We start from the raw sequence: 12,531 nt of genomic DNA on the forward strand, positions 1-12,531 counted from the left end.
TCACGCGTTCGCACCACTGTGAAGCCGCTCGCCAAGCGGCATCACAGTGATCGATCATCCCATGGAAATTGAAGTGCCAGCTGGCCTGTAAGCCGGGTTCTGTATGGCCGGGCTCGCGCCCGACGCGGCAGCCATTCATCTTGGACGGACGTTGCCGCCCGCCTCCTGCAACCCACCCGGACGACTGACCCGGAAACTGATCGCCAGGCTTGCGCCCGGCACGCCGTCCCTATTCGGTTTTGCTCCCGGTGGGGTTTGCCGTGCCGCCCCTGTTACCAGTTGCGCGGTGGGCTCTTACCCCACCCTTTCACCCTTACCCCGCCAGTATTTTGGCTCGGACCAGCGTTGCGTGGTCGCAGCCGAAATACAGGCGGGGCGGTTTCCTTTCTGTGGCACTTTCCCTGGGGTCGCCCCCGCCGGACGTTATCCGGCACCGTGTTCCCTGGAGCCCGGACTTTCCTCACATGCCGCCTTTCGGCTTTTGACATGCGCGGCTGCCCAGCCAGCTGGCGACGCGTATAAAGGCGTTTCGCGCGAAAAACGCAAACGAAAAAAGGCCGGGCGTCCGGCCCGGCCTTTCAAATCATGCGGTGATTACACCCAAAGCCTAGTTGGATGCCATCTCCAGCTTCACCTTGGCGCAGTAATTGGCCGAAACCGGGTTCATGCGCGTCGCGCCATGACCGGCATTGTAGCGCAGGATCGTCCCGCAGGTGGTGCCGTTGCCGAGCTTATGGGCACCGGCAAGATACTTCATCCCCCAGCGGATATTTTCCTCCGGGTTGTAGAGCGCCTGGCGCGTACCGGTATAGCCGAGGCCACGGGCCGTCTCATACTTGATCTGCATCAAGCCGATTTCGCCGGCGCTGCCGGTCATGTTCGGCTGGTAATTGCTTTCAACGCGAATGACGGCATTGGCAAGCGCGACCGGTACGCCATAGGAGGCGGCGTAGGAATTGATGATCGTCGAATACTTGGTCCCGCCGATCGCCGAAGCGCCGGCAGACGCGATGCTCCCCGTCGTCATCGTATCGACGCTGGCAATGGTCTCGTTGACGACAGTGGTCTTGATGCGGGCCTTGGCCTGAACGACGGGCCGCTTGTGCGAGGCGGATTTCTTGCTGACGCGCTGCTGCTTGGCAGCTGCCTTTTTCGTTGCCGGCGCCTTGGCGACGCGTTTACCCTTTTCCTTCGACTGGGTGATTTTTGCGGCCGGAGCTGCCTTGGCCTTTGCCTGGGCTTCCCGTTCACGCTTCAACTTGATGTAATCAGCGATACTGTTCGGCTCTGCCGGGCTGCTGAGTGCTGAATTTGAGCCATAGAAGGCCATCGCCCCGAAAAGGGCGAGAATCATACCAAATTTTTTGTTCATCGTTTTCCGTCTAGAAGCTTGGGCGACACGAATGTGCACACCGGGATCGTTCCGTGCCAAAAATCAAAAGGGCAGAGCCGGAACACTGGCCAAGGATTTGACGGTCCAATGCAGCCGAATATTGATCGGCCAAATAACAAAATGTAACCCATTGATATATATAGGTTGCATTGCACAAAACGAGCCGGAAAAGTTTTTTTGGTTCAAACGCTTACGCAGAGAGAGCAGGCAGCGAATAAAGTAGTCGATGCAGGGTCTCGATAGTTGACATGTCGGCGACTCCATCGACTTTTTCGGCGCGAAAATGGCGCTGGAACGCTAAAATGCCCAATTGTGTCGCGTTTCCGAAGACCCCGTCGATGGGGACGCCATAGCCGTAAAGTGCCAGCATGGACTGCAAAGCCTCGACCGGCTGGCCCTGATCGCCGAGCGTGAAGAAACGCCCGCCTCTGATCGGCGACGCTTTCACCCAGTGACCGACGCCGGCATCGTAAAGGACAGGCCAGGGAAACTTCTCGCCGGGATCGATCTTGCGCGCCGGAGCGATGTCGGAATGGGCAAGCACCGCCTCGGGCCGGATGCCATGGCGGGATACGATGCCCTTGCAAAGGTCTATGACGGCATCGATCTGGACGGGTTCGAAATCGGGAAAGCCGAGAAGCGGACCGCCGTTCACGATCTCGATACCCACCGAGCAGGAGTTGATGTCTGTCTCGCCCTTCCAGAAGCTCTGGCCTGCATGCCACGCCCGTTCGCTCTCGGGCACCATCTGCACGATCCGCCCATCCTCGTGGACGACGTAGTGAGCGGAGACTTCGCTTTGGGGATTGGCGAGCCAGTTCTGTGCGGCCTCGCCGGTCTCCATGCCCGTATAGTGCAATATGAGATATGACGGTCGCTTGCCATCCTTGCGCGGCCCGAAATTGGGCGAGGCATGGACGTCGGCGGAAAGGTGGTCCGGCTTAAACCCGCTCATACGCCTTCAGGTCTTTTTCAACCCGGTCCCAGGCGGCATTGATCGCTGCGATGCGCTGGTTGGCGATGGCGATGAATTCTTCCGGCACGCCGCGAGCGATCAGAACGTCCGGGTGGTTCTCACGCACCAGCGCGCGGTACTGCTTGCGGGCCTCTTCGAAACTGACGCCGTGCGAAAGGCCAAGGACCCGGTAAGGGTCCGTCTGCCCTAGACCGACATGGCGCGCGAGTATCCGGTCGAACTGTTCTTCGTCGAGCTGAAAGATTTCAGCCACGGTTCCGAGGAAAACGAGTTCCTTGTCATGCAGGGCGCCGTCAGCCTTGGCGATGTGAAAGAGCCCATCCAGAATGTCTTCGAGCATCTTGCAATTGGGCTTGCCGGTCCCACAAAGCCCGGACAATTGCGTCGCATAGGCCTCATAGCCGGCTACGTCCTGCTTTGCGAGATTGTAAAGGCTTGTAACCTGCTCCTGATACTGCGGCGGGACGTGGAATATCTCGTGAAACGCGTTCACCTCGGCCTGCGTCACGATACCGTCAGCCTTCGCCATCTTCGCCGAAAGCGCAATCATGGCAATGGAGAAAGCCACGCGCCGGCGCGTCTCCGGATCGCCCTCAAACGTGGTTCGGACGGCTTCGATGATGCTCGAGAATGCATCGATCGCAGTGCTGGTAATGAAATCGCTGATGCGGCGCCAAATCGACATGACTTCGTTTTATTCAAATTCATTCGCAAATGCGAGAGCCATATCAATGTCGCGGCGGTGGACGCGTTGCCGCATGGCGCGCACCACGTTCGGCCGGACGGCGGAGCGCCCGGCCGAACGGCAAGCGCTATTGCATGCCGAGCGCGTCCTTGATGGCCTTCTCTGCCTCGTCCGCAGCGACCTTGGCCTGGTCGTCGGTCTGGCCAGCCGATTTGGCAGCGTCTTCCGCAGCCTTGCGCGCCGTCGCTACCGCTGACTGCTTCTGCTCAGGCGTCATCGTCGCTGCCTGCTCTTTCAGCTTGTTCAAGGTGTCTTGAGCATTCATCGGCGTTGCGGGTGTCGCGGCAGGGGCTGCGGGAGCCGCGGGCGTCTCGGTTGCCGCCGGGGCAGCAGGCGCAGGCGCTGGTGCCGGGGCGGGAGCCGGAGCTGGCTCTTCGGTTTTAGCCGGAGCCTGTTCCGATTTCTGTTCGCTCTCGCCGCAACCGGCAAGCACAAGAAGTGAGGCTGTCGCCATCGCCACAAAAAGTCTGTTCTTCATCGTTTCCTCTCCATCGCTAAAACTGGCCCCTCGCCTTAGCTTAAAACGAATTGGCGGCTGGCGGCGGTTTGTTTGCGCATTCAGTTAATTTTCCCGTGGATATCAACGGTTTCGCGCGAATCTTAACGTAGAATCTTCCATGATTGCGCTTGTTGCCGTTTGGCTTATTCTCACTTGGGGCATGTGCGAGGTTTTTTCCGCGCCGCCGAATCACCTGAAGACGGAGGCTGCCCGTGAAGGACAGATGGGATTTCTGGATCGATCGCGGTGGCACGTTCACCGATGTGATTGCGCGCGATCCGGCTGGGCAGCTTCATGCCCATAAGCTCCTCTCCGAGAATCCCGAAGCCTATAAGGACGCCGCCATCCAGGGCATTCGCGAACTCCTCGGCGTCGAGCCGGGCGATCACATTCCGTCCGAACGCATCGGCGAGGTGAAGATGGGGACGACGGTCGCGACCAATGCGCTGCTTGAGCGCATGGGCGACCGGACCTTGCTCGTCATAACACGCGGTTTCCGCGATGCCCTGAGGATTGCCTACCAGGCGCGGCCCGACATCTTTGCGAAGGAAATCATTCTTCCCGAACAGCTCTACGAGCGCGTCGTCGAGATCGATGAGCGCGTGCGAACGGACGGCACAGTGGAAGTTGCGCCGGATGCCGCGCAGATACGCGACTTGTTGAGCGAGGCCAAGGCGGAAGGGATCAATGCCGTCGCCATCGTCTTCATGCATGCCTGGAACTATCCGGCACACGAACAGCTTGCAGCCCGGGTGGCGCGGGACCTCGGGTTCGGACAGGTGTCGGTCAGCCATGAAGTTTCGCCGCTCGCCAAGCTCGTCGGGCGTGGCGACACCACCGTTGTCGACGCCTATCTGTCTCCAATCCTGCGCCGCTACGTTGATCGGGTTGCCGGTGAGCTTGGCGCGGGCGACGGGGCGGAACAGGGGCCGCGCCTCTCCTTCATGATGTCGTCAGGCGGGCTGACGGCAGCCGATCTTTTTCAGGGCAAGGACGCCATTTTGTCCGGTCCTGCGGGCGGCGTCGTCGGCATGGTCGAGACGGCACGGCTTGCGGGGTTCGGCCGGGTGATCGGCTTCGACATGGGCGGGACCAGCACGGATGTCGCCCACTACGATGGGGATTATGAGCGCGCCTTCGATACGGAAGTCGCTGGAGTGCGCATCCGCGCGCCGATGATGCGCATTCATACGGTCGCCGCAGGCGGCGGTTCCATTTTGCACTACAGCGCGGGGCGCTTCCAGGCCGGTCCCGATTCGGCCGGTGCTAATCCAGGCCCCGCCTGCTACCGGCGCGGTGGGCCGCTTGCGGTTACGGACGCCAATGTCATGCTCGGCAAGCTGCGGCCCGAATATTTTCCGGCGATCTTCGGCCCCGGCCAAGACAAGCGGCTCGATGCTGAGATCGTTGCGAGAAAATTTGCGAAGCTTGCGGCAGATATCGGCGACGGCAAGACGCCGGAAGAGGTTGCCGAAGGTTTCGTGACGATCGCAGTCGAGAATATGGCGAATGCGATCAAGAAGATATCGGTGCAGCGCGGATACGACGTCACCGGCTATCTCCTGAATTGCTTCGGCGGCGCGGGCGGGCAACATGCCTGCCTTGTTGCCGACGCGCTCGGCATGGAAGCGGTGCTTATCCATCCCTTCTCCGGCCTGCTCTCAGCCTACGGTATCGGCCTTTCCTCGATATTCGCGTCACGGCAACAGGCGCTGGTCAAACCGCTTTCTTCTGAAAACCTTAAGGAAATTCGCGAACTCGTTGCGCGCCTGTCGGCTGCCGTAACGACCGAACTTGCAGGCCAGAGTGTTCCGGCCGAGGCAATTGCGGCGCGTCCCATCGTGCATCTGCGCTATGACGGAACCGATACGACGATCCCCATCGATTTCAGCGCCTTTGCAATTGATGGAGCGCGCGCTGCCTTCGAAGCTGCTCACAAGGCCCAGTTCGGCTTCATATACGACAATAAGGGCATCGTGGTCGAAGCTGTCGGCGTCGAGGGCATGGATTCCCGCGAGCAGACGCAAGTCGAAAAGAAGCAGGCTCGGGTTGCGGAAGAACCGCAGCACGAAAACACGTGCCGGATTTTTTCCGGCGGTGCGTTTCACGACGCTCCGGCGTTCCGGCGGGAAAGCCTCGCGCCCGGGCATGAGATCAAGGGTCCGGCCCTGATCATCGAGCCGCATCAGACCATTGTCGTCGAGCCCGGCTGGCGCGCGCAGATCACGGACTTGAACCATGTCCTCATGCGCCGGGCCGAAAAGAAGCTTCGCACGGCCGCGCTCGGCACCGAAGCCGATCCGATCATGCTCGAGGTTTTCAATAATCTCTTCATGTCGATCGCCGAACAGATGGGCGTGACGCTGCAGAACACCGCCTATTCGGTCAACATCAAGGAACGTCTCGATTTTTCCTGCGCCGTGTTCGACGGCAGCGGCGCCCTCGTCGCCAACGCACCGCACATGCCCGTGCATCTCGGCTCCATGGACCGCTCGGTCGAGACGATCATCAAGCTCAATGCCGGCGATATCCATCCGGGCGATGTCTTTGCCCTCAATGCTCCGTATAATGGCGGCACGCACCTCCCGGATATCACTGTGGTGACACCGGTCTTCGACGATGCGGGAAAAAACATTCTCTTCTACGCCGCCTCACGTGGCCATCATGCCGATATTGGCGGTTCCGCGCCGGGATCGATGACGCCGCTCGCGACGACCGTCGATGAAGAAGGTGTTCTCATCGACAATTTCCGTCTCGTCGAGCGTGGCCGCTTTCGTGAACGGGAATTGACTGCGCTTCTCACCGATCACCCTTTCCCTGTGCGCAATGTCCATCAGAACATCGCCGACCTGAAGGCGCAGATCGCGGCCAACGAAAAAGGCGTTGCTGAGCTTAAGAAGATGATAGGCCAGTTCGGGCTCGGCGTGGTCGAAGCCTATATGGGCCATGTCCAGGACAATGCGGCGGAGAGTGTGCGGGCCGTGCTCGACCGGCTGCCGGAGCAATCCGAATACAGCTACGAGACCGACACCGGCCAGACGATTGCGGTGAAGATTACCGTCGATCGCAACGAGCGCCGGGCAAAGGTGGATTTTACCGGCACGTCACCGGTCATGAAAAACAACTTCAATGCGCCGGAGCCTGTGGCGCGCGCAGCAGTGCTCTACGTATTCCGTGTCATGGTCGAAGGCACGATACCGATGAATGCCGGCTGTCTGCGTCCTATCGACATCATCATCCCAGATGGGTCGATGCTGAAGCCCACCTACCCGGCGGCCGTCGTTGCCGGCAATGTTGAAACATCGCAGCATGTCACCAACGCCCTGTTTGGCGCCTTGGGCGCGATGGCGAATTCGCAAGGGACGATGAATAATCTGACCTTCGGCAACGATCGCTATCAATATTACGAGACGATCTGCTCGGGATCGCCCGCAGGCCATTTCAACGACGGCACCGGCTTTGCCGGAACCGCCGCCGTCCATACACACATGACCAATTCACGCCTCACGGATCCCGAAATCCTCGAAATGCGCTTCCCGGTCCTGCTCGAGGATTTTCATATCCGCGATGGTTCCGGCGGCACCGGGACGTTCCCGGGCGGCAACGGCACGCAGCGGACGATCCGTTTCCTCGAACGGATGGATTGCGCCATCCTGTCGTCGCATCGCAGCCGGCCGCCCGAAGGCCTCGACGGCGGGGGCGATGGCGAGACAGGCAAGACGCAAGTGCGTCGCAACAATAGAACAACCGAAACGCTCAAAGCTTGCGACCAGACCGTTCTCGACTCCGGTGAAGCTGTAATACTCACGACGCCCACCCCCGGCGGTTATGGAAAGAATGATGGTTGAACCGATGCAGATTGCAGTCAGGCGCCTCACCCGCGACGATGCGGAGCGTTTCCAGGCCCTGCGGCTGCATTGCCTGCAGACTGCACCCGAAGCATTTGGTTCGAGCTATGAGGAAGAGTGCGGCCGCGACATCGCCGAAATACGCTCGATGCTGGAGGCGCAGCCCAATGCGGTGTTTGGCGCCTTCGCCGGCGACCAGCTCGTTGGCCTTGCCGGCTTTGCCGTCAGTCCCAAAGCCAAGAAGCGTCATGTAGGCCTGCTATGGGGTGTCTTCGTCGATCCCGCCTGGCGAGGTCATGACTTGGGCAGACGATTGACTGCGGCCGAGTTCACCTTTGCAAAAAGCTTTCACTCAAGGAACACGTCGACGACGCCGCGCTGGCATCGCGAAAGCCAAGCGCGCTCGACACCGGCGGTCCAGATGCCCAGATACCTGAGAATCCGGTCTCCTGAACGATACTCGCCAAGATACTATGAGGGGGACGTTTCCTTGACCGCGACCCCTAGCGAACGCAGGGCGTTCCAGTAACCTGGATAGGTTTTCGCCACGCAGCCGGAATCAAGGATGTTGATGCCTGGCAGTTTGAGGCCGGCCAGCGCGAAGCTCATCGCGATGCGGTGGTCAGAATGGGTATCGATGTCGACCTCGGAAAAGCTTGACTGCAAACCCGGGTCCGAGGCGACAAGCAGATCGTCTCCCTCCTCAATGCCGAGGCCTGGGCGAATTGCGTTGAGCCCCGCAGCTAGCGCCGACACGCGGTCGCATTCCTTGACGCGCAGATTGGATAGCCCGCTGAATCGCACCGGTGTTTCGTTGAACGCCGCCAAGACCGCGATCGTAGGTATCGCGTCTTGCATCTGCGCGCCGTTGATGACAGCCGGCAACCGCGGAAACTGTCGGATGGTGGCCATTGCTCTGGCATCGGGTTGGGTGAATGCCTCCACCGGCATGCCTAGGTCAATTGAACCATTCGTGATCGCTTCCGCCGCCCACAGATAAGTAGCTGCAGACGCATCAGGTTCGACTATGAAATCGGTGGCGATATAGCCGGTCGGCTGGACGCGCCAACTTGCATCTGATGTCTGCTCCACCATTGCGCCGAACTTCTCCATTGCCGCAAGTGTCAGATCGACATAGCCGCGCGCCCCGATAGCGGGGCCAGATAGTATGATGTCGATCGGCCCCTCGCCAAACGGCGCGATCATCAGCACAGCTGAGACATATTGGCTCGATAGCGCGCCATCGATTTCGATCCGGCTGGTTTTCAGGCGGCCAGTGCCGCGCACGGTCACTGGCGGATAGCCAGCTTGGCTGAAGATGTCGATGCCCGCAGCGCGCAGCGCTACAACGAGCGGTTCGATCGGTCGGAGGCGCATATAATCGTCGCCATCGACGATGACCGTTCCGTCCACGACCGCCGCCGCTGCCGTGATAAAGCGGGTAGCGGTGCCGGCATTCCCTAGAAATAGCGGAACCGCAGGTGAAGAAAGGCGGCCGCTGCTGGTCAATGTAAAACTGGTTTCGTCAGGCTCGCTGACCATCACGCCCATGTCGCGCATAGCCGCGGACATATAGCGTGTGTCGTCGCTCTTCAGCGCGCCGCGGATAAGGCTATTGCCAGGCGCCATTGCCGCCAGCAGCAGAGCCCTGTTTGTGATCGACTTCGAGCCAGGAGGAGTAATCTGGCCGATCAGCCTGCGACCGGGCGGAGTAATCGTGGCAACTCATTCTACGTCACTTCCGGATACAATGCGGGCCGACCGGGCAGCCACGAATCGGTGAATTTGCATATAATTTCTTTAGGCCAGTCGGCACGCACCGACAAGCGCGATCCTGATGTCTACGTGCCCTGTTAGGCGTCATAGGCGCCTGGATTTGCGCTGAAACTGGCTTGGCGCAGCGGCGTCAACGAAACGTCGATAAAACACGGAAATGACGGCACTTGTTAAATTGCCTTTGACCGGCTGTCACACTTCCTAGCCGTGCAAGCTCAATTACTTGCCCGCTTAAATTGAATCAACTTGGCAAGTCGCTATAAGGGCGTGCGTCACCCATTTGTTACATCGGGATGCTAGGCGGGCAGGAATTTCCAATAAAGGGGATTCGATTAGATGCCGCTTGCTAGACAATCCAACGCACTGTCCCCGCGCAACGAGAAACTCAACAAGGCGGTCCGGCAAAACAGGCTCCTTTCGAAGGCCGGCCTTTCGGAACGCCTCTTCGCCTATGTCTTCAAGGGGCTGGTCTATCCGCAAATCTGGGAAGACCCGGAAGTGGACATGGAGGCACTGCAGATTCTGCCTGGCCACCGGATTGTCACCATCGCCTCTGGCGGCTGCAACGCCATGTCCTATCTGACGGCCGATCCGGCCAGCGTCGAAGCCGTCGACCTCAACACCGCGCATGTCGCCTTCAACCGCCTCAAGCTTGCAGCAGTTGCCCGCCTGCCCAATTACGACGCCTTCTACCGCTTCTATGGCACGGCTGACGACAGGGCCAACCTTGCTGCCTATGAGCGTTTCATCCAGCCGCATCTCGACGCGACGAGCCGCGCCTATTGGGAAAAGCGCATGCTTTCCGGCCGGCGTCGGATCACCATCTTCTCGCGCGACCTCTATCGGCACGGGCTGCTCGGGCTCTTCATCGGCATGGGGCATCGAATTGCCGGGCTGTACGGCATCGACCCGCGCGATCTGCTCAAGGCATCCACCATGGAGGAGCAGCGCGCCTATTTCGATACGGCCCTCGCCCCGCTCTTCGACAAGCGCATGATCCGCTGGGCGACGAAGCGGAAGTCGTCGCTGTTCGGACTAGGCATTCCTCCGCAGCAATATGATGCGCTCGCCACCGCCGGTGACGGCAATATGGCGCAGGTGCTACGCGGCAGGCTGGAAAAGCTCGCTTGCGGCTTTCCGCTCTCGGAAAACTATTTTGCCTGGCAGGCCTTTGGCCGCGGCTACAGCGACAATGCCGAGACCGGCCCGCTGCCGCCCTACCTTTCCCGCAGCAATTTTGCCACCGTGCGCGACCGCGCCAGCCGGATGAACGTCGTCAATGCCTCCTTCACCGAATTCCTCGCGGCAAAACCCGACGCCTCGGTAGATCGCTTCATTCTTCTGGATGCGCAGGACTGGATGAACGACACCCAGCTCAATGAATTATGGGCGGAGATTACCCGCACTGCCGCGCCGGGCGCACGCGTCATTTTCCGCACGGCCGCCGAGCCTACGATCCTGCCTGGCCGCATCGCCGATACGTTGCTTAATAGCTGGGACTATCAGGAAGAACTCTCCCGCGCACTGCACGAGCGCGATCGCTCGTCGATCTATGGCGGCTTTCATCTCTACCTTCTTAAGGACCGCGCCTGATGTTTGCCAAGATTGAACACGGCCCGCTGATGGACCGGGTGTACCGGCATCAGCGTCACTTCTATGACGCTACCCGCAAATACTACCTGCTTGGCCGCGACCCGATGCTTGCCGGGCTCACCCCGCCAACGAGTGGCAGCATCCTGGAGATCGGCTGCGGTACGGGCCGCAACCTCGTGCTTGCCGGGCGGGCTTATCCTAAGACCTCGCTCTACGGCATTGATATTTCCAATGAAATGCTGGCAACGGCACGCAAGAAGATAGCTGCTGCAGGAATTGGTGATCGCGCGACGCTCGCCTACGCCGACGCGGCAAAGTTCGAACCTGAAGCGATCCTCGGGCGGCGCGAGTTCGACCGGATTTTCATCTCCTATGCCGTGTCGATGATCCCGCAATGGCAGGCAGTAATGCGCGAAGCGATCAACCATCTCACGCCGGGTGGCGCGCTGCATGTTGTCGATTTCGGCGATCTGCGCGATCTGCCTGCATTCGCGCGGCGCGGGCTTTATAAATGGCTCGAATGGTACCACGTGACGCCTCGCAACGACCTGTTCGATGTTGCAGGCGAGATTGCCCTGGCCGCCAATGCGCAGGCCGAAATCCATAGGCTTTATCGCGGCTTTGCCTGGATTTCAGTAATCCGCCGTCACGCCTGACCTACTGGCAAAGGTCGGCTTTGGGGCCGGCTGAACCTGGGCCCGCGAGGCAAAAGAGCATCGACATTTCCGCGGCCGAACGCCCGCTTTGCGGGTTCTCTTCGCCGCTATCGCCGCTTGTCGGTCGCTTCAACTCGCAATCATCGCGCAGCAGGCACATGACCGGGATCCGTGCCATGGCAACGGCAGCCCTCTGCATGCCGGCGGGACCGGAGAAATCTCCGGCATTGCGCACGCGGTACCACTGGTGGACCCGCGAAATGCGAAAGAAGGCGCGCGGATTTGGCAGGACTGCGAGCCGCGAGCGCAAATCATTGTCGGCGAAGAGATCGACGACCTGGCCGTCATAGGGCTCGGCCAGACGTCGATTGTTGGAGACGAAGGTCGAATCGAAGGTAACCGCCGCAGTGCACGGGAACGCTGCCGCAAGGTGGCGCGCAAGTCCACCGCCAAGCCCATGCCCGACGACGATATATTCGACCGGCAGGCCCGCCGATCCGCTTTGCGCCTCACGGCGGATACGCGAAAACTCCTTGCGCACAGTCCTGTATTGATCCCACGGATTGATCATCTGGGTAAACAAGGTGTTCTCGCTGATCAGATCCGGCAGGTTGAACGCACTGTCCTTGCCTCTGATGACGAGCATTACCGAAAGCCGCACCGGGCTGCGCTTGTAGAAAAGCTCAGCGTAGAACCCACCCGGCCGGATGATCGGCCCGCCCTGCGGAGCCCAGCCGAATATTTCTGGTTTGAGATTGAAACGGTCTCGGTTCGATGGCGCGTAGACGTTGGAAGCGAAAGCGGCATAAATGCCGAAATAGTCGGAAATCAGCTCGTTGTCGTAATCGGGGTACCCTCTATAGTTGCGCCAGAAACTCGGTATTGCCGGACGAACGCAACTGCCGGACTGGCTGACGGATATCGCCAGATCATCCCTGTTGATGGTAACCCACGACGCGAAAAAGGCATTGGCCAGCGCAACCAGCGCGACAAGAAAAACCAGCAAACCAAGTTTTCTCATCGTCCCGCCCCTCGCACCAAACGC

General features: G+C 60.0%; 10 protein-coding genes and 1 other RNA gene. 4 read left to right on the top strand and 7 right to left on the bottom strand.

The features are described 5' to 3' along the window. Positions 1 to 72 precede the first annotated feature (72 nt). The 5 genes from rnpB to HQ945_RS11040 all read right to left on the bottom strand — a co-directional run bounded on the left by rnpB (position 73) and on the right by HQ945_RS11040 (position 3,592). Positions 73 to 510, bottom strand: an RNA gene (gene rnpB, locus HQ945_RS11020) — RNase P RNA component class A. A gap of 97 nt (positions 511 to 607) precedes the next feature. Continuing rightward, the gene (locus tag HQ945_RS11025; RefSeq protein ID WP_113282207.1) at positions 608 to 1,372 is read right to left on the bottom strand and encodes a lytic transglycosylase domain-containing protein; all 765 of its coding nucleotides are present in this window, start codon (positions 1,370 to 1,372) and stop codon (positions 608 to 610) included. Between the two features lie 211 nt (positions 1,373 to 1,583). After that, positions 1,584 to 2,348 (bottom strand): peptidoglycan recognition protein family protein, encoded by a 765-nt coding sequence (locus HQ945_RS11030; protein ID WP_091922307.1) that lies wholly within the window; start codon positions 2,346 to 2,348, stop codon positions 1,584 to 1,586. Further along, positions 2,335 to 3,054: a J domain-containing protein gene (locus tag HQ945_RS11035; RefSeq protein WP_113282206.1), complete on the bottom strand. Its 720-nt coding sequence runs from the start codon at positions 3,052 to 3,054 to the stop codon at positions 2,335 to 2,337. The genes HQ945_RS11030 and HQ945_RS11035 overlap by 14 nt, the downstream gene beginning before the upstream one ends. 127 nt (positions 3,055 to 3,181) lie before the next feature. Continuing rightward, positions 3,182 to 3,592 carry a hypothetical protein gene (locus HQ945_RS11040; protein ID WP_113282205.1) on the bottom strand — a complete coding sequence of 137 codons (411 nt, stop codon included), beginning with the start codon at positions 3,590 to 3,592 and terminating at the stop codon, positions 3,182 to 3,184. Positions 3,593 to 3,825: 233 nt separating this feature from the next. Between HQ945_RS11040 and HQ945_RS11045 the strand changes: the two genes are divergently transcribed. Beyond that, positions 3,826 to 7,461: a hydantoinase B/oxoprolinase family protein gene (locus tag HQ945_RS11045; protein WP_174208082.1), complete on the top strand. Its 3,636-nt coding sequence runs from the start codon at positions 3,826 to 3,828 to the stop codon at positions 7,459 to 7,461. After that, positions 7,454 to 7,990, top strand: coding sequence for a GNAT family N-acetyltransferase (locus tag HQ945_RS11050; RefSeq protein ID WP_162737298.1), 537 nt, complete (start codon positions 7,454 to 7,456; stop codon positions 7,988 to 7,990). The genes HQ945_RS11045 and HQ945_RS11050 overlap by 8 nt, the downstream gene beginning before the upstream one ends. On the opposite strand, the gene aroA is transcribed toward HQ945_RS11050, so the two are convergent. Next, positions 7,933 to 9,177 carry a 3-phosphoshikimate 1-carboxyvinyltransferase gene (gene aroA / locus HQ945_RS11055; RefSeq protein ID WP_113282202.1) on the bottom strand — a complete coding sequence of 415 codons (1,245 nt, stop codon included), beginning with the start codon at positions 9,175 to 9,177 and terminating at the stop codon, positions 7,933 to 7,935. The genes HQ945_RS11050 and aroA overlap by 58 nt on opposite strands. A gap of 396 nt (positions 9,178 to 9,573) precedes the next feature. On the opposite strand from aroA, the gene HQ945_RS11060 reads away from it, so the two are divergent. Together HQ945_RS11060 and HQ945_RS11065 are read left to right on the top strand one after the other, a co-directional pair. Continuing rightward, positions 9,574 to 10,830 carry a BtaA family protein gene (locus HQ945_RS11060; protein ID WP_113282201.1) on the top strand — a complete coding sequence of 419 codons (1,257 nt, stop codon included), beginning with the start codon at positions 9,574 to 9,576 and terminating at the stop codon, positions 10,828 to 10,830. Beyond that, positions 10,830 to 11,486 (top strand): class I SAM-dependent methyltransferase, encoded by a 657-nt coding sequence (locus HQ945_RS11065; RefSeq protein WP_174208083.1) that lies wholly within the window; start codon positions 10,830 to 10,832, stop codon positions 11,484 to 11,486. Before HQ945_RS11060 ends, HQ945_RS11065 begins: the two co-directional genes overlap by 1 nt. Position 11,487: 1 nt before the next feature. Here the strand turns inward: HQ945_RS11065 and HQ945_RS11070 are convergent, their stop codons facing one another. Beyond that, on the bottom strand, positions 11,488 to 12,507 hold the full coding sequence (locus HQ945_RS11070) for a hypothetical protein (RefSeq protein WP_162737297.1): 1,020 nt from the start codon (positions 12,505 to 12,507) through the stop codon (positions 11,488 to 11,490). Positions 12,508 to 12,531: the final 24 nt, after the last annotated feature.

Source organism: Phyllobacterium pellucidum (assembly GCF_013327855.1).
Classification (GTDB): domain Bacteria; phylum Pseudomonadota; class Alphaproteobacteria; order Rhizobiales; family Rhizobiaceae; genus Phyllobacterium; species Phyllobacterium pellucidum.

Bases quoted from the DNA above. Each gene is read 5' to 3' on its own strand.
- HQ945_RS11030 (WP_091922307.1), bottom strand. From the start codon at position 2,348: ATGAGCGGGTTTAAGCCGGACCACCTTTCCGCCGACGTCCATGCCTCG.
- HQ945_RS11060 (WP_113282201.1), top strand. From the start codon at position 9,574: ATGCCGCTTGCTAGACAATCCAACGCACTGTCCCCGCGCAACGAGAAA.
- HQ945_RS11070 (WP_162737297.1), bottom strand. From the start codon at position 12,507: ATGAGAAAACTTGGTTTGCTGGTTTTTCTTGTCGCGCTGGTTGCGCTG.
- HQ945_RS11050 (WP_162737298.1), top strand. From the start codon at position 7,454: ATGGTTGAACCGATGCAGATTGCAGTCAGGCGCCTCACCCGCGACGAT.
- HQ945_RS11065 (WP_174208083.1), top strand. From the start codon at position 10,830: ATGTTTGCCAAGATTGAACACGGCCCGCTGATGGACCGGGTGTACCGG.
- HQ945_RS11035 (WP_113282206.1), bottom strand. From the start codon at position 3,054: ATGTCGATTTGGCGCCGCATCAGCGATTTCATTACCAGCACTGCGATC.
- HQ945_RS11025 (WP_113282207.1), bottom strand. From the start codon at position 1,372: ATGAACAAAAAATTTGGTATGATTCTCGCCCTTTTCGGGGCGATGGCC.
- HQ945_RS11040 (WP_113282205.1), bottom strand. From the start codon at position 3,592: ATGAAGAACAGACTTTTTGTGGCGATGGCGACAGCCTCACTTCTTGTG.